Source organism: Campylobacter sp. RM9333 (assembly GCF_020137705.1).
Lineage (GTDB): Bacteria > Campylobacterota > Campylobacteria > Campylobacterales > Campylobacteraceae > Campylobacter_E.
On record NZ_JACGAY010000024.1, the window covers coordinates 16,298 to 34,425 of the forward strand.

The 18,128-nt window shown below is 29.2% G+C and carries 17 protein-coding genes; 4 read left to right on the plus strand and 13 right to left on the minus strand.

The annotated features are described in order from the left end of the window. Position 1: 1 nt before the first annotated feature. A complete protein-coding gene (locus tag AVBRAN9333_RS08040; protein ID WP_336609777.1) occupies positions 2-1,666 on the minus strand; it encodes an L-lactate permease in 1,665 nt (554 codons plus the stop codon). A 181-nt stretch (positions 1,667-1,847) separates the two neighbouring features. On the opposite strand from AVBRAN9333_RS08040, the gene AVBRAN9333_RS08045 reads away from it, so the two are divergent. Then, entirely contained in the window at positions 1,848-2,777 is a 930-nt protein-coding gene (locus tag AVBRAN9333_RS08045) for a ribose-phosphate pyrophosphokinase (RefSeq protein ID WP_214118527.1), read from the plus strand. Positions 2,778-2,808: 31 nt separating this feature from the next. On the opposite strand, the gene AVBRAN9333_RS08050 is transcribed toward AVBRAN9333_RS08045, so the two are convergent. Next, positions 2,809-3,618: a hypothetical protein gene (locus AVBRAN9333_RS08050; RefSeq protein WP_336609778.1), complete on the minus strand. Its 810-nt coding sequence runs from the start codon at positions 3,616-3,618 to the stop codon at positions 2,809-2,811. A gap of 159 nt (positions 3,619-3,777) precedes the next feature. Continuing rightward, entirely contained in the window at positions 3,778-4,269 is a 492-nt protein-coding gene (locus AVBRAN9333_RS08055) for a flavodoxin domain-containing protein (RefSeq protein ID WP_214120445.1), read from the minus strand. Between the two features lie 143 nt (positions 4,270-4,412). Between AVBRAN9333_RS08055 and AVBRAN9333_RS08060 the strand changes: the two genes are divergently transcribed. Then, complete coding sequence (locus AVBRAN9333_RS08060) at positions 4,413-4,763, plus strand: hypothetical protein (RefSeq protein ID WP_214118520.1); 351 nt, start codon at positions 4,413-4,415, stop codon at positions 4,761-4,763. Positions 4,764-4,772: 9 nt separating this feature from the next. Next, complete coding sequence (locus tag AVBRAN9333_RS08065; protein ID WP_336609779.1) at positions 4,773-5,090, plus strand: hypothetical protein; 318 nt, start codon at positions 4,773-4,775, stop codon at positions 5,088-5,090. 52 nt (positions 5,091-5,142) lie between these two features. On the opposite strand, the gene AVBRAN9333_RS08070 is transcribed toward AVBRAN9333_RS08065, so the two are convergent. The 9 genes from AVBRAN9333_RS08070 to mltG all read right to left on the minus strand — a co-directional run bounded on the left by AVBRAN9333_RS08070 (position 5,143) and on the right by mltG (position 15,069). After that, positions 5,143-6,726, minus strand: coding sequence for a DASS family sodium-coupled anion symporter (locus tag AVBRAN9333_RS08070; protein WP_214118516.1), 1,584 nt, complete (start codon positions 6,724-6,726; stop codon positions 5,143-5,145). A 140-nt stretch (positions 6,727-6,866) separates the two neighbouring features. Further along, a complete protein-coding gene (locus AVBRAN9333_RS08075; protein ID WP_214118513.1) occupies positions 6,867-7,439 on the minus strand; it encodes a 2-oxoacid:acceptor oxidoreductase family protein in 573 nt (190 codons plus the stop codon). Continuing rightward, a complete protein-coding gene (locus tag AVBRAN9333_RS08080; RefSeq protein ID WP_214118511.1) occupies positions 7,436-8,290 on the minus strand; it encodes a 2-oxoglutarate ferredoxin oxidoreductase subunit beta in 855 nt (284 codons plus the stop codon). Before AVBRAN9333_RS08080 ends, AVBRAN9333_RS08075 begins: the two co-directional genes overlap by 4 nt. Then, entirely contained in the window at positions 8,290-9,414 is a 1,125-nt protein-coding gene (locus AVBRAN9333_RS08085; protein WP_214118510.1) for a 2-oxoglutarate synthase subunit alpha, read from the minus strand. The genes AVBRAN9333_RS08080 and AVBRAN9333_RS08085 overlap by 1 nt, the downstream gene beginning before the upstream one ends. Positions 9,415-9,416: 2 nt before the next feature. After that, the gene (locus AVBRAN9333_RS08090; protein ID WP_214118508.1) at positions 9,417-9,725 is read right to left on the minus strand and encodes a 4Fe-4S binding protein; all 309 of its coding nucleotides are present in this window, start codon (positions 9,723-9,725) and stop codon (positions 9,417-9,419) included. 37 nt (positions 9,726-9,762) lie between these two features. Next, on the minus strand, positions 9,763-10,632 hold the full coding sequence (sucD, locus tag AVBRAN9333_RS08095; RefSeq protein WP_214118506.1) for a succinate--CoA ligase subunit alpha: 870 nt from the start codon (positions 10,630-10,632) through the stop codon (positions 9,763-9,765). Between the two features lie 9 nt (positions 10,633-10,641). After that, entirely contained in the window at positions 10,642-11,805 is a 1,164-nt protein-coding gene (gene sucC / locus AVBRAN9333_RS08100) for an ADP-forming succinate--CoA ligase subunit beta (RefSeq protein WP_214118504.1), read from the minus strand. 9 nt (positions 11,806-11,814) lie between these two features. Next, a complete protein-coding gene (locus AVBRAN9333_RS08105; RefSeq protein WP_214118502.1) occupies positions 11,815-13,989 on the minus strand; it encodes an NADP-dependent isocitrate dehydrogenase in 2,175 nt (724 codons plus the stop codon). Between the two features lie 81 nt (positions 13,990-14,070). Next, positions 14,071-15,069: an endolytic transglycosylase MltG gene (mltG, locus tag AVBRAN9333_RS08110; RefSeq protein ID WP_442862236.1), complete on the minus strand. Its 999-nt coding sequence runs from the start codon at positions 15,067-15,069 to the stop codon at positions 14,071-14,073. On the opposite strand from mltG, the gene AVBRAN9333_RS08115 reads away from it, so the two are divergent. After that, the gene (locus tag AVBRAN9333_RS08115; RefSeq protein ID WP_336608142.1) at positions 14,966-17,485 is read left to right on the plus strand and encodes a YhdP family protein; all 2,520 of its coding nucleotides are present in this window, start codon (positions 14,966-14,968) and stop codon (positions 17,483-17,485) included. The genes mltG and AVBRAN9333_RS08115 overlap by 104 nt on opposite strands. A gap of 189 nt (positions 17,486-17,674) precedes the next feature. On the opposite strand, the gene AVBRAN9333_RS08120 is transcribed toward AVBRAN9333_RS08115, so the two are convergent. Beyond that, on the minus strand, positions 17,675-18,128 hold a 454-nt coding region (locus AVBRAN9333_RS08120), incomplete at its 5' end, for an autotransporter outer membrane beta-barrel domain-containing protein (RefSeq protein WP_336609780.1).

The following is an 18,128-nucleotide window of genomic DNA, read 5'->3' on the forward strand; positions in this document are numbered from 1 at the left end:
ATTATTTAGCTAAAGGAATACTAGGTGGTATAATTCCAGGCATAAAATATGCAATTAAGCTTACCCAAATTCCTATAATTATTATCATAGCTATTGAGTATTTAACTGTGTATTTAAACAACTCACTCTCGCGTCCTACAAGACCAACAGCAGCACAAGCAACTGCAATACTTTGTGGAGATATCATTTTACCAACAACACCACCTGCACTATTTGCTGCTAAGAATAATGTGTCATGAAATCCTAATTGATGAGCTGTAACTTGTTGTAAAGAACCAAATAAAAGGTTTGCACTTGTATCAGAACCTGTTAAGAATACTCCAATCCAACCAATTACAGGAGAGAAGAATGTAAATGCTCCACCAGTTTGTGATAATGCAATTCCTAATGTTCCACTAGCTCCACTATAATCAGTAATTTTTGCAAAACCAACAACTAAACCAATAGTTAAAATAGGAAACGCCATTTCTCTTAAAGTATCATTAAAGCATACTTTAGCATCACTAGCTTTTACTTTTAAAATATATATACTTGCAATTGCAGCAAATAAAATAGCTGTTCCTGGAGTGTTGATTAACGGAATCCCTAGTCCTAAAGGTTGAGTTCCTGCTTTTCCACCTTCTACAAGTGATGGTTTAATAACTGCTAAATCACCTAAACTAGCAAATGATAATTTAAGATTTGTAAATGCTAAAGCTGCATCAGTTCCAAATAATGATTTAAACCAACCTTGAGTCCATATAACAACAAATACAATTAACAATAAGAAAGGTGACCAAGCATAAACAATTTCTTTGATGCTTAAAATTTTTACATCGCTAAAATCTTTTTTATCATCAAATCTTACTATATTTTTAATCTTAAATGTTTTTGCAGCAACAGCAGTAGCTACTAAAGAAACAATAGCTGAAATAATATCAGGTAATTCAGCACCTAAGAAGTTTGCTGATAAAAATTGTGCTATAGCAAAAGAAATAGCTGCAACAAATACAATAGGGAAAGTTTCTTTAATACCTTTCATACCATCCATTAAAAATACTATAAAAAATGGAATACAAAAACTAAACGGAGGTAAAATTCTACCAACCATAGCAGCAACTTCATGCTGTTGTATTCCAACAGCTTGAGCCATTGCAATAATTGGAATACCAATAGCACCAAATGCAACAGGAGCTGTGTTTGCTATCATACAATATCCAGCTGCTTGTAATGGTCTAAGACCTAAACCAACAAGTAAAGCAGCAGTAATTGCAACAGGTCCACCAAATCCAATAGCACCTTCTAAGAATGCTCCAAAACAAAATCCAATGATGATTACTTGAATACGATGATCAGGCGTAATTGTCATAATACTTTGTTTAATTACTTCAAATTGACCTGATTTAATTGAAAGCTTATAAAGAAAAATAGCTGCTATTATAATCCAAGCAATAGGCCAAATACCAGTAGTAAAACCTACTATAATACTAGCAAATGCAGCATTTAACGGCATTTTATAAGCAAAAACTGCAACAAGAATGGCTGTAACAACGGTTAAAAAACCTGCCACATAACCTTTTGTCTTAAAAACCACTAGACAAAGAAAAAAGCAAAGTATAGGTAAAAACGCTGCAAATGCACTTAACCAAATGTTGCCAAGTGGGTTAAAATTAGGTGTAAATTCCATAATTTTCCTTTCGTGATAAGATTTTAATATTTTAATTTTAAATGCTGAATTTAGCATATAATAACAACAAGATTAAGAATAATCGTAATATTTTTAACAATATGTTACTTTTTGTAACAAATTTACAAATAAGTTTTTTAAGATATAATAGCTCATTTTATTAATTTAGAAAGGTTATTTTATGAGAGGTTATACCATTTTTTCGGGTTCTGCAAATATTCAATTTGCCAATAAAGTCGCTCAAAGATTAGATTGTAAATTAAGCGATGCTGGAGTTAAGCGTTTTAGTGATGGAGAAATTAGCGTTCAAATTGGAGAAAGTGTGCGTGGTAAAGATGTATTTATTATCCAAAGCACTTGCGCACCAGCGAATGATAATTTAATGGAATTATTAATATTAACTGACGCATTAAAAAGAAGTTCAGCTAATTCAATCACTGCTGTAATTCCTTATTTTGGATATGCTAGACAAGATAGAAAAGCAGCTCCTAGAGTTCCAATTAGTGCAAAATTAGTAGCTGATTTAATGCAAACTGCAGGAATTAGCCGTGTAGCTACTATTGATTTACATGCAGGTCAAATTCAAGGATTTTTTAATATCCCTGTTGATAATTTATACGGAAGTATTATTTTTAACGAGCATTTAAAACAAAGAGATTTAAGTAAAGCAGTAGTTGCAAGTCCTGATACAGGTGGAATTGTTCGTGCAAGAGCTGTTGCAAAAGCACTAGATTTAGAACTTGTTATTGTTGATAAACGCCGTGAAAAAGCTAATGAAAGCGAAGTTATGAATGTAATTGGCGATGTAAATGGTAAAGATGTAATTATAGTTGATGATATGATTGATACTGCAGGAACTATTGTTAAAGCTGCTGAAGTGTTTAAAAAATTAGGAGCTAAAAGTGTAATTGCTTGCTGTACTCATCCTGTTTTAAGTGGAGCTGCTTATGATAGAATAGAAAATGGTGCTTTAGATGAATTAATAGTAACTGATACTATACCACTAGCAAAAGAATGTAAAAAAATAACAGTTTTAAGTGTTGCACCTTTATTTGGGGAAGTTATTCGCCGTGTTTATCATAATGAAAGTGTTAATGGTTTATTTTCATAATTAAATTTTTCATAATTCCTAATTTAATTAATTAGGAATTATTTTTTAAACTTATAGCTAAATAATCCAAATCATCTTCGCTCAATTTATTTGTATTAATAATAAAATTAATATATTTAGTTTGAATATAAATTCCTTGATAATCTATATATTTTATTTTCTTATACTTGACTTTAAATAAGAAAAATCCATATTCAAATTCTAAAAAATCATCATAAAAATTAATTTTGATTAAATTAAATTTTAGCTCAAAAACTAGCGTAATTATAGGATTTAAAATAATTAAAAAATACATTATAATAATTTCATCACTATATTTAAACGCTGCAATTATAAAAATAAACCAAATTAATAAAATCAAAAAATATTTATTAAAAGTCTTTAGCCTTATACTATGTTTAAGTAATGGTAATTCATAATCATCAGGGTATTTGCCTTTAATATTTAGCATATAAAATATACTCGCAAAAAACATAAAAAATGGGAAAATATATTTTAAATCTTCATAATTATCTCTTACTTTATATCTCTCATAAATAAAGCCATTTGATTCTAATTGCCTTATTTCTGGATAAAATACACTAGGAACATAGTAAATAGCTACTTTTTGCCCTATGAGATTTTTTGCATAACTTTTATCTTCTCTTGCTATGAAAGTTTTGTGATTTTTATTATTATCAATCATTTTATAATGCCATATAATATAATTTCTTTTTCTAAAAATCCTAAACGTTTTCTCATGAACTATCTTTTCTACATCATACAATACACCTTCAGCCTTTTTAAGTTCATTAAGATTTTTTGTATGATCGCTTATATATTCTAAGCTATAAAAAATCATTATAAAAAAAGTTACAAAAATAAAAAACGCTGAAACTAATTGAAATAAAAATAATAAAAAATTAGCTTTTTTATCATAACAAAGTCTAAAAATAAATATTAAGTATAAGTGTTTAAAAAATGCCAACATTGCAAAAAAGGAAGCTTAGCTTCCTAAAAATTATAAATATTTTTTAATATTTTCAACCCAAGCATTAATTCTTGCTTCGTTTTTATCTCCATCAGCTTTATCAAGGCAAAGTCCTCTTAAAGCTTTTCCAAATTGTAATCTTGAGAATGTGTAGTTATAATCACTTGAGCAAACTTCGCCTATAAATCTTGCTCCACTAAAAGCTAATTTATCATAAAAATCAGCTACACCAGAGCAAAAACTATCAGGATGTCTTTCTTGTCCGCCAACACCAACGATAGCTACATTTTTATCGCTAAAATCAATAGTATTTAATAATTTTACTTTACTTCCCCAATCATCAGCCAAAGCACCAAAAAAATAGCTTGAACTCATTAAGATTAAAGTTTTATATTCTGATAATGCGTTTATTTCAACATCTTTAATATTTATAACATCAGCACCAATTTTTGCTGCGATTTGCTCTGCAAAAGCTTTAGTAGTACCACCTTTTGTAGCATAAAAAATACCAACTTTTTTCATAACTTCTCCTTAAAATTAAAATGTAGTTTCATTGTAGCCTAAATAAGATAATTTTTGTTTTAAATATTTTAAAATTATTTTAAGCTACTTTTAAGATTGGGGGGGGGTATTATATGGCTTTAATTTTTTATTAAGGAGTGTAAATGGATACGAATAGTATTTTAATGAGTATTCAAGACAAGTTGCCAAAAGACGGAATGGCTGTAATTAATTTAAGAGAAAAGTTAGAAAGAATGAGCGATGCTGAAAGAAAAAACTTTTCAGACAAACTACTTGCTGCAAAGCTTAAAAATCCTACTACTGGAATTATATGTGCTATGTTTTATGTAGATAGATTTTATCTTGGCTCTATTGGTCTAGGCATACTTATTTTTATACTCAAATTCATTACTTGTATGTTTGCAATAGGAATTATATGGTGGATTATTGATATTATAAATATTGGCAAAAAAGTTAGACAATACAATTATCAACAAATTTTACAAATTATATAAGGATATATCGTGAAAAAAATATATTTTTCTTTAATTGTTGTTAGTACATTTTGTATAGGTTGTGGTTCTATACCTAGTTGTGATGATAAAGAAGTAACACAACTTTTAACTGAAATTTTATTAGAACAATCAAAAACATTAGATGCTTATGATATTTCATATTCAAGTTTTATGACTAATAAAATTGATAAAGAAGCAAAAAAGATAAATTGTACAAACAAACTCATATTAAAAGAAACTGAAAATTTTAGTATAGTTAAAGAGATATGGTTAGACTATAGTGCAAGATATACTGATGATGGTATGGTATATGTGGAAGTTTATTAATAATTTTGTGTTTAGAATTTGAAATAGGAATTTCCTATTTCAAATTCTTAAATCAATAAAAGCCTAATATCTTCCACCATACTAAGCCAACACAAATCATAACTGCTATATCAATAACACTTACAATAAAACCTATTATCCACCATTTATTAAGACTAACATAACCACTACCAAATACAACAGGAGCAGTCCCTGTAGCATAATGCGTAAGTGCCATCATAATATTTCCTGCAGCTGCTAACATAAAAGCATATAGCATAGGTGGTGCTCCTAAATCAAGCCCTGTTTTATAAAATACTAAAAACATTGCTGAAATATGAGCTGTTGTGCTTGCGAAAAAATAGTGCGAATACAAAAACGCTAAAGTAAAAAATATCATTACAAAAGTTACACTAAGCCCTAAAGATGAAGCTGCCATTTTTAACTCTTGTCCTAAAAATGCAGCTAAACCTAATTTATCAAGCATAGTAGCAAGCATAATTAAAGCAGCAAACCATACTAATGTATCCCAAGCTGTCTTTTCTGCTAATAATTCATCGTATTTTAAAACACCAGTTAAAAGCGCAATTGCAAGTCCTAAAGCCGCCACACTAGCAGGATCAAACGTCAAGGCCTTTGCATATTCGCTAAAACCAAACCAATTAGCAAAATTACTAGGCATTCCAGCCCATAAGAATAAGCATAATCCAAAAATACTAAGCATAATTTTTTCATCTAAGCTAAATTTACCCATAGCAGCTAATTCTTTTTTAGCTAATTCTCTTGCATCAGGTGTTTCTTTAAGTTCAGGTGGGCTTAAAAAATAAATCACTAATGGCATAAGCAATATCGCACACATTCCAGGAACAAACATTCCTAAAGCCCATTGCCCCCAAGTAATACTAATATTTGCATTAGTTGCATCTGAAATTAGTTTTACTACCAATGGATTTGGTGCAGTTGCGGTAATAAACATAGCAGATGTAATTGGATTTGATTGATAATTTACAAGGCTAAGATATGTTCCTGCTTTATTTGCACTGCCATTATTTGGCTCTGAACCTAGAGCTTTAGCAATTGATTGAACTATTGGATTAATTATACCACCGCCCCTTGCAGTATTTGATGGAGTAATCGGAGCTAAAAACACTTCGCTTAAAGCAATTGAATATCCTATACCTAAAGTTTTTTTACCAAATATGCTTAAAAAATAAAATGCTAATCTTCTTCCAAGACCAGTTTTGATAATACCACGAGCAAGCATAATAGATATTACAATAAGCCATATTAAGCTATTAGAAAATGCACTTAAAGCATCTTTAATAGCAGCCTTACTTCTAGCAGCTCCACTAATATCAGCACTAACACTAATTGTGGAAATTGCTATAAAAGCAATAGATATTAAGCTAACTGCACCAAGTGGCATTACCTTTAAAATAATACATAAAACAGTAGCTATAAAACAACCTAAATATATCCAAGAAAGTCTTGCATCAAATAAGCTTAATTCTAATAATTTTTGTTCTGAAAAATCAGAATGAGCCTTTAATAAAGCAGCTTGTTTAATAGAAATTAGACTTTCAGGAACCGGAATAAATACAAATGAAATAGCTATTAATATACATAAAATAGCTAAAGGAATTTTATCCTTAGTCATAACATCTCCTTTTCAAAAAGTAAGTAATTATAATAAGAATTTATTAAAAAGAAAAATAAAGTATATTTTTTAATAATTTAAAGATTAATATTAAATTTTTATTAAATAATTAATATTTAAGCCCTATAAAGGGCTTAAAATTATTCTCCTAAAGCTTTTTTAGCGTATTTTATACCTAAATCATAAGCCTTAGCATTTGCATCACGAGTTTTTGGTGGCACATGACTTAACATAACTTCTTTTACAACATCAGTATCCATACATTTGCTCATATATACCGCAATTGCAAGCGCAACAACTGATTGAGTAGCCACATTGCCAACTTCATCTTTAGCTATTGTAATGATTGGAATTTCAAATATTTTAAATTTCTTTCTATCTTCTTCACTTGGTTTTACTAGATTTGGCTCAACTACTATTATTCCACCTTCACAAACACCATCTTTAAAACCAGAATAGCCTTTTTGAGCAGTTGAAAGCATAAAAGTAATTTCGCCTTCAACTGCATAAGGAAATAATATTTCTTCATCATCTAAAATAATATCAACCTTAGTTGGACCACCACGAACTTGAGAAGTATATGTACTAGCTTTTATAGCATAAGCACCTTTTTTACTACTTCCACCCTTTTCCATCCAAGCAGCTGCTAAAATCTCACCAGCGGTAATTACACCTTGACCGCCTTCTCCACCAAATCTTAATTGGAATTTCATTTAGCACCCCCTAAAGCATTTAAATTAACCATTCTACCTTCTTTAGCAGCACGGCGAACTTCTTCATAAGCTTTGCAATATTCAGGTTTAGTTTTATTTTCATATAAAATTCCAACTGGGAATTTATCAACTTTTTCTTCATCGCTTAATTTATCAAATTTAGATTTTTCAACAGAACGATTACTTATCCAATCAAGCATTTGAACAGCTTCGCCCATTTTATTTTTACGACCTAAATTAATATGGCAGTTACTAAAGCAATCAATAAAACTATATCCTTCATGAGCCATTGCTTTATAAATCATATTTTCAAGTTTAGCAGCGTCAATTACATTACCACGAGCTATAAAACTAGCTCCAGCTGCTTTTACTAATTCGCAAGCATCAAATGTAGGGTCAATATTACCAAATTGAGCTGTAACTGTGTAAAATCCTTGTGGGGTCATTGGGCTTGTTTGAGAATTTGTAAGTCCATATATAAAGTTATTAATCATAATATGAGTTAAATCAATATTTCTTCTTGCAGCATGGATTAAATGATTACCACCAATTGCAGTTGTATCGCCATCACCTGTTACAACTATTACATGTTTAGTTGGATTAGCTAATTTAATACCAGTTGCATAAGCTAATGCACGACCATGAGTTGTATGAACGGTATTACAATTTACATATGAGCTCATACGACCACTACAGCCAATACCACTAACTACGCAAACATCATCCATATTCCAACCCATTTTTGCAATTGCTTTAATAATACATTTTAAAACAACACCATCACCACATCCCCAACACCACTGAGTAGGCATTTTATCTACTCTTAAATAATCATCATAATTAAAAGCCATTAGAAACTCTCCTTTACTTTTGCTTCAATTTCACTTGGAGTTATTGGACGACCATTAGCTCTATGTAAGCTAGCAAAATCATCTCTCTTACTTGCTCTTTGAATTTCTTCTAAATATTGTCCCATATTTAATTCTGTTACTAAAATTTTCTTAAATCTTGAGCAAACTTGCGCTATTTTTTTCTCATGAACTGGATATAAAGTAATTGGTCTAAATAAACCTACTTTCAATCCTTGCGCTCTAAGTCTTGCAATTGCTTCTTTTGCAGCACGAGCAACGCTTCCGTAAGCAATAATGCAAATATCAGCATCATCTAACATATATTCTTCATAAAGTGCTAATTCATCTACTTTATTTTTAATCTTACCAACTAATCTTCTCATATTATAATCAACTATTTTGCCATCTTCAGTTGGAAAACCTATATCTCCGTGATGAAGACCAGCTATATGATAACGATAGCCTTTAAAGAATGGATTTAATGTAGCAGGTTCATCCATATCAGCCTTATAAGGCTTATAATCTTTTGGGTCTCCTGTAAATTCACGGCGTGGTTCTATTTTTAAATCTTTTACATCAGGTAAAATTGCTTTACCATTCATATGTCCAACCGTTTCGTCCATTAATAAAAATACTGGAGTTGAATATTTATTAGCATAATTAAATGCTGTTATTGTTAGATTATAGCTTTCTTCAAGACTAGCAGGTGCAATAGCAATACTTGCTATATCTCCATGGCTTGGAGCTTTTGCTTGAAATAAATCGCCTTGAGCAACACGAGTTGGAAGACCAGTTGATGGACCACCACGCATAACATTTACTATTACGATTGGAATTTCAGCTATGTATGCAAGCCCTATTTGTTCTGCTTTTAAGCTAATTCCAGGACCACTACTTGCAGTCATTGCTTTTGCACCACTCATAGCCGCACCTAGTGCAACGCTAATTCCACTTATTTCATCTTCCATTTGAATAAATGTTCCACCAGCTTTTGGTAGCATATGGCTTAATTCATGAGCTATCTCACTACTAGGAGTTATTGGATAACCACCAAAAAAAGAACAACCACAATCAATTGCAGCTTGAGCTATTAAATTATTTCCTGTTGATATTACTTCTCTCATCTTTACGCCTTTAACTTTTTAAAATTGTTAGCTTTAATTGCAGCCGCTCTATCTTTACCTTCTTGAGTAGGTTTTGCAAATTTAAAGCCTTTAGCATCTGCAACATTAATCGCAAAATCAGGACAATGAGTTTCACAATCTCTACAACCTATGCATGATTCTGGATTAACTACTTCAATCATTTGACCTAAAACAGCACTTGGTTCATCTCTCATAGCAATAACGCCCATAGGACAATAGCTTACGCATATATTACAGGCTTTACATCTTTTTTCATCCACCCATACAGGTGCATTATTATTATTTTCCATTTTTAACCTTTCTAAGCCTAGATTATCTAGGCTTTAATTATTTTAAAATTTCTTTGATTTTTTTACCGATATCTGCAGGAGAATCAACTACATGAACACCATAGCTTTTTAAAGCTTCTTTTTTAGCAGCAGCACTTTCATCAGCACTTCCTACAATAGCACCTGCGTGACCCATTCTTTTACCTTTTGGAGCAGTTGCACCTGCTATAAATGCTACAACAGGTTTTGTGATATTTTCTTTTATAAATTTAGCAGCTTCAACTTCTAAACTTCCACCAATTTCACCTATCATAACTATAGCTTTAGTTTCGCTATCTTTTTCAAATTCAGCTAATAATTCTTTATAAGCAAGACCTATGATTGGGTCTCCTCCAATTCCAACTGCAGTTGTAATTCCATAACCACCTAAAACAACTTGATTTGCTGCTTCATAAGTTAAAGTTCCACTTTTAGAAATTACACCGATATTTCCTTTTTTAAATATAAAGCCTGGCATAATTCCTAATTTACATTCATCTGCAGTGATAATTCCTGGGCAGTTTGGTCCAATGATTTTCATACCTTTTTTATTTGCATAAGCTTTTGCAAACATCATATCTTTTACAGGAGTATGTTCTGTGATTACTACTGCAAGTTTAATTCCTGCATCAGCAGCTTCAATGATACTATCTCCAACAGCAAAAGGAGGAACGAAAATTAAACTTGTATCAGCACCAGTTTTACTAACTGCTTCTTTAACCGTATCAAATACAGGCTTTCCTAAATGAGTTTCTCCACCTTTAAATGGAGTTACACCACCAACTATATTTGTGCCATAAGCAATACATTGTTCTGCGTGAAATGTAGCTTCTTTACCTGTAAAGCCTTGAACTATTACTTTTGTATTTTTATTTACTAATATACTCATTTTTTCTCCTTACTTTACTAAGCTTTTTACAATTTCAGCACCATTTGCAAAATCTGTTGCTGCGTGAATATTTTTAAGACCTGAATTATCTAGAATTTCTTTTGCTTCTTTAGCGTTTGTTCCATCTAAGCGAACTACTACAGGAATATCAATTTTAGTTGTTTTTGTAGCTTCTAAAACACCATTTGCAATTCTATCACATCTTACGATACCACCAAAAATATTTATGAAAATTACTTTTACATTCTTATCTCTCATAATAATCTCAAATGCTTTTGCAACGGTTTCAGCACTTGCTCCACCACCAACATCTAAGAAGTTTGCTGGTTTGCAGCCACTATAATTAATAATATCCATTGTAGCCATTGCAAGACCTGCACCATTTACCATACAAGCCACATCGCCATCAAGTTTTACATAACTTAAACCATATTTACTAGCTTCTAGCTCTGCTGGGTTTTCTTCTGTTTCATCTTTTAATTCTGCAATATCTGGATTTCTATAAAGACCACTATCATCAAAACTCATCTTAGCATCAAGTGCGAAAAACTCGCCTTCTGCAGTTTTGATTAATGGGTTAATTTCTACTAAATTTGCATCTTTTGCTAAATATAATTTATATAATTTATCTATAAATGTTATTAATTTTTTACCTTCATCTTTATTTAGACCTAAAACTTTTACTACTTCAAGTCCGTGAAACATTTTAAAGCCAATTGCAGGGTCAATTGTAACTTTTGCTATTTTTTCAGGTTGCTCTGCTGCAACTTTTTCTATATCCATACCACCTTCACTTGAAGCAATGATTGTGATTTTTTCTTCCATTCTATTAAATAATAGTGCTAAATAATATTCTTTAGCAATATTTGCACCACTTTCAATATAAAGTTTTCTAACAAGTTTTCCTTCTGGTCCTGTTTGATGAGTTACAAGGTTCATACCTAATATTTTTTCAGCATACATTTTAACTTCATCTAAATTCTTAGCGATTTTTACACCGCCACCTAAACCACGACCACCAGCGTGGATTTGAGCTTTTACAGCCCAAACACTTCCACCTAATTCTTTTGCGTTTGCAACAGCTTCTTCAACACTAAATGCAACCTTACCTTTTAAAGTAGGCACACCAAATTTAGCAAAAATTTCTTTTGCTTGATATTCGTGTATATTCATATTTTCTCCTTAAATTGATTTTAAAATTTCATTAAATGTAACACTTGGTCTCATTATCTTTTCAGCTACTTCGCCTAAAACATAATATCCACCTAATTCAACTGCTTTACCTTCTTCATTCATATATTCTTCAATGATTTTAGAAGAATTTGAATTAAGTTTATCAGCAATAACTTTAAAAAACTTATTCATACTTTCATCATTATTTTGCTTAGCAAGTGCATTCGCTAAATATATTGCAAAATACACATGACTTGTTCTATTATCGTTTTCTTTCGCATTTCTACTTGGAGCTTTATTTTCATTTAAATAATGAGATATTGCTTCATCAAAAGCTTCTGCCATAACTTTTGCTTTTGCATTGCCTTTGTTTCCTTCAAATTCAAGTGAGCTTTGAAGAGCTAAAAACTCGCCTAAGCTATCCCATCTTAAGTGATTTTCTAATACAACTTGCTCAACTTGTTTTGGAGCAGAACCACCCGCACCTGTTTCAAACATAGCTCCGCCATTTAGCATTGGAACTATTGAAAGCATTTTCGCACTTGTTCCTAATTCAAGTATTGGGAAAAGGTCTGTTAAATAATCTCTTAAAACATTACCTGTAATTGATATACAATTTTTACCACTTCTAATAATTTCTAAACTTTTTTTGCAAGCTTCATAAGGGCTTAAGATTAAGAAAGTTTCTCCTAATTCTTTTTTAACTAAATCAATGATTATTCTATCACTTGCTCTTTTACTATCAAGCCAAAAAATTCCTTGCTCGCCACTTAATTCACATCTTTGTTTTGCAAGTTTTATCCAGTTTGCTATCGCATCAGGTTTTGCTAAATTAATTCTATAAATATCACCCTTTTTAACTTCATGTGATAATAAAACTTCGCCATTTAACTCTATTTGATAAGTAGCGTCGCAATCAGCTATGAAAGTTTTATCATGAGAGCCATATTCTTGAGCTTTTTTAGCCATTAAACCAACATTGCTAACCGAACCAACCACACTTGGATTAATACTTCCATTAGCTCTCATATCATCTAAAACTGCTTGATAAATTGTTGCATATGTTTGATCAGGAATAACAGCATTTGTATCCATTTCTGCACCATTTTTATCCCACAATTTAGCACCATTTTTAAGCATTGCAGGCATTGAAGCATCTACAATTACATCACTTGGAACATGAAGATTAGTAATACCTTTATCAGAATTAACCATAGAAATTGGTGCTCTTGTATTTAATATTTCTTCATATCTTTTTAAGATTAAATCTTTTTTGCTTGAGTTTTCAACCTTACTTAAAAGCTCACTTAAACCATTGTTTGGATTAATGCCTAGATTTGCAAACTCATCGCCAAATTCAGCAAATAAATCTTTAAAATAAACTTTTAAAGCGTGAGCAAATAATACAGGGTCACTTACTTTCATCATAGTTGCTTTTAAATGAAGCGAGAATAAAATATTTTCTTGTTTGCAGTGATTGATTTGTTTTTCATAAAACTCATCTAGTTTTGCAACATTCATAAAAGTCGCGTCCATTACTTCATCTTTTACAACATCAAAAGATTTTAGCTCAGTTTTAGCCCCATTTACAACTTTATATAATTTAGCAGTGCCGTTTTCTTTGATTAAAGTTGCCTTTTCATTAGAGAAAAAGTCATCGCTACTCATACAAGTTACACAACTTTTACTATCTTTACTAAAGGTTTTTGTTCTATATGGATTTGCTTTTGCGTATTCTTTTACAGCTTTTGTGCTTCTTCTATCTGAGTTTCCTTGTCTTAAAACAGGATTTACAGCAGAACCTAAAACTTTTGCATATTTTTCTTTGATTGCTTTTTCGCTATCATTTTGTGGTTCATCTGGATAATTTGGAACATTATATCCTTTTGATTGTAATTCTTTTATGCAAGCTTTAAGTTGCGGAATAGAAGCAGAAATATTTGGAGTTTTAATTACATTTGCTCCATCAAGTTTTACTAATTCACCAAGTTTTGCAAGTGCATCTTCACACTTTTGCTCATCTTTTAAACACTCTGGAAAACTAGAAACTATTCTTGCTGCCAATGAAATATCAGCTGTAGTAATTTCAATATTTGCATGCTTTAAAAAAGCTTTTGCAATTGGTAAAAAACTTAAAGTTGCCAACGCTGGCGATTCATCTGTGAAAGTATATACAATACTCATCGTAACTCCTTTAATTAAATTTTAGATGAATGTATAACTGCTAAGTTAAAAAAGAGTAAATCAAAAAAAATTAAATTACTCTTATCTTTGCCTTTCTATTTCTTTTTCGTGAGCCGCTAAAGTTGTATTAAACCTATGTGTACCAGTCCTTTTATCTCTCATAAAATATAAATAATTTGTCTTAGCTGGAGAAATTGCTGCCAAAATTGCTTGTGTAGAAACGTTACAAATTGAAACACTTGGTAAACCAGAATTTTTATAAGAATTAAATTCTGAATTATCTTCTCTAATCATTTGTGGAGTTACTTTTATGTGAGAATTCATACCATAATTTAGCATTCCATCCATTTGTAGTTTCATACCTTTATTTAATCTATTATAAATAACACTCGCTACAATAGGCATTTCGCTTTCATTAGCAGCTTCTTTTTGAATAATACTAGCTACTATAATAAATCTATAAAATTTATATTCAGTATAATCTCCAAAAACTTTTTTACTAATTGTTTCATTTCTTTTTTTTGTAAATTCTAATAAATATTTTATAAACAATCTTTCACTAATTCCTAATGGAATTGAATAAGTATCAGGAGTTAGCATACCTTCTTTTCTATTTGATTGAGAATATAATTCATCTAATAATTTATCAGGATTTAAATTAAGTTTTTTTGCTGCAATTTCTCTTAAAAAATATTCACTTGTTTCACCTGGAATTAAAGTAAGATTAACTAACGCTGCTTTATTTGTAGTTAGCTCTTTTAAAAATTCATATCTTGTTAAAATAGGTTTAGATACTGCTATCCAACCACTTTGCGGGTGTCCAAAAAATAATAACAAATATTGGTCTATTTTGCTAAATTGCAATTTAGTGTTATTTAAACTTGTTATAATTTTAGCATTAGAGCCTTGTGGTATAAATACAACAGAATTTGACTTAACAGGCTGCAATAAGTAAAACAAAATCGCTAGGACAAAAATGCTTAAAACATCAAAACACATAAATAAAATAATTAAAATTCTTTTTATATTCATATTCTTAATAATCGCCTTTGTATTTGTATTAGCCAATGGAATTTCAATTAAGGATTTTAAATTAATTAATATTGAAATCTCTGAGCTTTATTTGAAACTTGATAAAAAACTAATCTTAAATATAAATAAAGTTTATATAAAAAAAGCAAATAGCAACGAAGCACTAGATATAAATCAAATTAGAAAAAAAATATTAAGCCTTAAAGAATACAAACAAGTATTTTTATTTTTTCAAAGTATTAATATAAAAAATATTCAAATAAATGATGCTTTAGTCAAAATATATTATGATGAAAACCAATTAAATATCCAATCAGATGATATTGAAGCAAATATAAAAATAAATCTATACTCAAATGAGCTTTTAGCAAACATAACAAATCTAAAATATAAAAACTTATATTTTTATGGAGATATAAAGATAGCTAAAGATGTTGAAATTAAAGGATATTTACACTCTATAAACAATGATTTAAACGCAAAAATAAATATAATAAATACAAAAAATGATTTTTTATTAGGCGTTGATAATTTAGAGATTAAAAATCAGCAAGAAGCATTTAAACATATTGAAAATTATTTAAAACCAATACTAAAAGAATGGCTAATAACTAGAGTAAAATTTGATAATTTTAAAGGTAGCTTTATTGTAAAAATAAAAAATAATCAACTAGAAAATACCTTAGGAGAAGGTGTTTTTACAAATGTAATTGCAAATTATAATGATAAAGCACCAAATGCTTATGCAAAAGAAGTTAAATTAAGCTTAAAAGATTATAGTTTAAAGCTATTAGCAAATAATGTAAATTCTCAAGACAATATCACAACTATTGATGAATTTAATTTAACAATAGATAATTTATTAAAGCCAAATATTGATATAAATATCATCTCAAATAATGCGCTTTACAATAGTGAAATAGAAAAAATACTAAATGCTTATAATGTTGTTTTAGGGTTAAAGCAAAATAGTGGTAAAACAAGCACCTTAGTTAATATAAAACTAAATAACGACCATACTCACAATGTAAAAGTAGATGTTAAAACCAATGGAAATTATTCTTTTAGTAATTTTAACTTTAACGCTAATTTAAATATAAGTGTAAATGATAATTTAGTAGCAATTCAAGGTAATGCAGATACAAAAGAATTAAAAATAAGCAATGCGGATATAAATTTAGATACTAAAACCAAATTAGCAAGTGTAAATATAAAGACTTTAGGAATTGATTATAAAGATTATTTTTATTACAGCGATAAAGCAAAAATGAATTTAAATCTAAATAATAAAACTTTAGATTTTCCGGCATTAAATACCACAATATATTTTGATAAAAATTTACTTATAAAAAGCGATATTTCAAGTATTGTTAGTTATTCAAAGCAACTTAAAAAATTAAATTTTAATGATGGAGATATTGAATTAAGTAGTAAAGATGGGGCATTTTTTGTAAATATATTTAATGCTAAATTTGATTTTAATTTATATAAAAATAATCCAAATAATTTAGATAATAATTATAAATATACTCAAGATGACTTTTATATAAGTATTCAAAACAACATAACCACAATAAATACCAAAAGCAATCTTATTAATTTAAATTCTCAAAACAATAAAACAACTATTAATCTAAATAATCTAATAATAGACGCAAATAAATTAAATAATGATGAAAATAATGATAGCAATAATAATATAGCTCTTAATTTATTAAATTCTAAGATTATTTATAAAGATTTTTTATTTAATTTCAAGAATTTAAAACTGAATAAAAATCCTTATGAAACTTCAATCAGTGCAAGTTTTATTAAAGGTGGAGATTTGATAGCCCAAATAGGAAAAAACAATTTTAAAGCCTACCTAAGAGAACTAAGCCATCAAGCACTAAATGAAATCGTAAATAAAGAAGTTTTTATAAGTGGAGAAATTGATTTAGATGCAAAAGGCAATACTTTAAGTGATTATGAAGGCTTAATTAATATAAGAAATGCCTATTTATCAAATACCAAAAACTACATAAATCTAATCGCATTTATAGAAAGCATACCGGCTTTAGTAACTTTTAATAAGCCGGGTTTTACAAAAAAAGGTTTAGGGATAAAATTTGGCTCAATTGAATTTAGAAATAAAAATGACATTATAAATATTGATAAGGTTAATATTTTAGGTTACAACATAGATTGTAGCGGTCAAGGCATTATTAATACAAAATCAAAAACAGCAGATATTACTCTTAATATTTTTACTCTAAAAAATACAAATAAAATCATAAGCAATATTCCTATCGTAAAAGAAATATTTATAGGCGGTAAGGATAATAAAATAGCTACTCAATTAAAAATTAGCGGTAGTTTAGACAATCTTGAATATAAAACTAGCCTAGCTAAAGATATATTAACAAGTCCTTTTATACTTATGAAAAATATCATCACTCTACCTAAAAATATAATAGATAGATAAAAATTAGAACTACTCAAGTTCTAATTAACCAAAACAATATCAAACAAAAGATAAAAAGAAATTAGATGATTTAAAAGATTTAGTTTTTATAAAAGATAATAAAGTATTTAATAAAAACTATTTAATATCAGATGAAATAGCTTTGTATTTAGAATAAAGCTAAGTTAATTAGAACTTATAAAGTTCTAATTAAAACTTATAGCTAAATCCTAAGTTTAATCTATATCCTGTATCAAACTCATTAGAAATATTCTTTGTAAAATCAGCATTAATGTCTAATTTAGAATTTGGTTTTACTAAAAATCCTATTTTAGCATTCAAGCCACTATCTTGGATATTGTTAAAATTGTTTTCTAAAAGAGCTACTACTTTACTTTTTGAAAGAGCATTTAGGTCTTTAAAGTATTGTAATTCAGTAACTAAGCTAAAGTTTTTGTTAAACTCAACCCCTGCTTTAACTCCTGCTTTTATACTAGCTTGAAGACCTTTTTTAGTTTCTATACTTGCATTAGTTCCTTTTAAGTCTAAGTCCTTAAATCTAGTAGCTATTAATTTAATATTAGGCTCTAAGTAATTATTATTTATACTAAATCTATGTCCTAAGCCTAAACCTATTTGATATAAGTCTAAGTAATTAGTAGTG

Coding starts and splice junctions, on each gene's coding strand:
- sucC (WP_214118504.1), bottom strand. CDS start 11,805: ATGAATATACACGAATATCAAGCAAAAGAAATTTTTGCTAAATTTGGT.
- AVBRAN9333_RS08080 (WP_214118511.1), bottom strand. CDS start 8,290: ATGGCTTTTAATTATGATGATTATTTAAGAGTAGATAAAATGCCTACT.
- AVBRAN9333_RS08115 (WP_336608142.1), top strand. CDS start 14,966: ATGCTTAAAACATCAAAACACATAAATAAAATAATTAAAATTCTTTTT.
- AVBRAN9333_RS08075 (WP_214118513.1), bottom strand. CDS start 7,439: ATGAAATTCCAATTAAGATTTGGTGGAGAAGGCGGTCAAGGTGTAATT.
- AVBRAN9333_RS08055 (WP_214120445.1), bottom strand. CDS start 4,269: ATGAAAAAAGTTGGTATTTTTTATGCTACAAAAGGTGGTACTACTAAA.
- AVBRAN9333_RS08045 (WP_214118527.1), top strand. CDS start 1,848: ATGAGAGGTTATACCATTTTTTCGGGTTCTGCAAATATTCAATTTGCC.
- AVBRAN9333_RS08060 (WP_214118520.1), top strand. CDS start 4,413: ATGGATACGAATAGTATTTTAATGAGTATTCAAGACAAGTTGCCAAAA.
- sucD (WP_214118506.1), bottom strand. CDS start 10,632: ATGAGTATATTAGTAAATAAAAATACAAAAGTAATAGTTCAAGGCTTT.
- AVBRAN9333_RS08085 (WP_214118510.1), bottom strand. CDS start 9,414: ATGAGAGAAGTAATATCAACAGGAAATAATTTAATAGCTCAAGCTGCA.
- AVBRAN9333_RS08050 (WP_336609778.1), bottom strand. CDS start 3,618: ATGATTTTTTATAGCTTAGAATATATAAGCGATCATACAAAAAATCTT.
- AVBRAN9333_RS08070 (WP_214118516.1), bottom strand. CDS start 6,726: ATGACTAAGGATAAAATTCCTTTAGCTATTTTATGTATATTAATAGCT.
- AVBRAN9333_RS08105 (WP_214118502.1), bottom strand. CDS start 13,989: ATGAGTATTGTATATACTTTCACAGATGAATCGCCAGCGTTGGCAACT.
- AVBRAN9333_RS08040 (WP_336609777.1), bottom strand. CDS start 1,666: ATGGAATTTACACCTAATTTTAACCCACTTGGCAACATTTGGTTAAGT.
- AVBRAN9333_RS08090 (WP_214118508.1), bottom strand. CDS start 9,725: ATGGAAAATAATAATAATGCACCTGTATGGGTGGATGAAAAAAGATGT.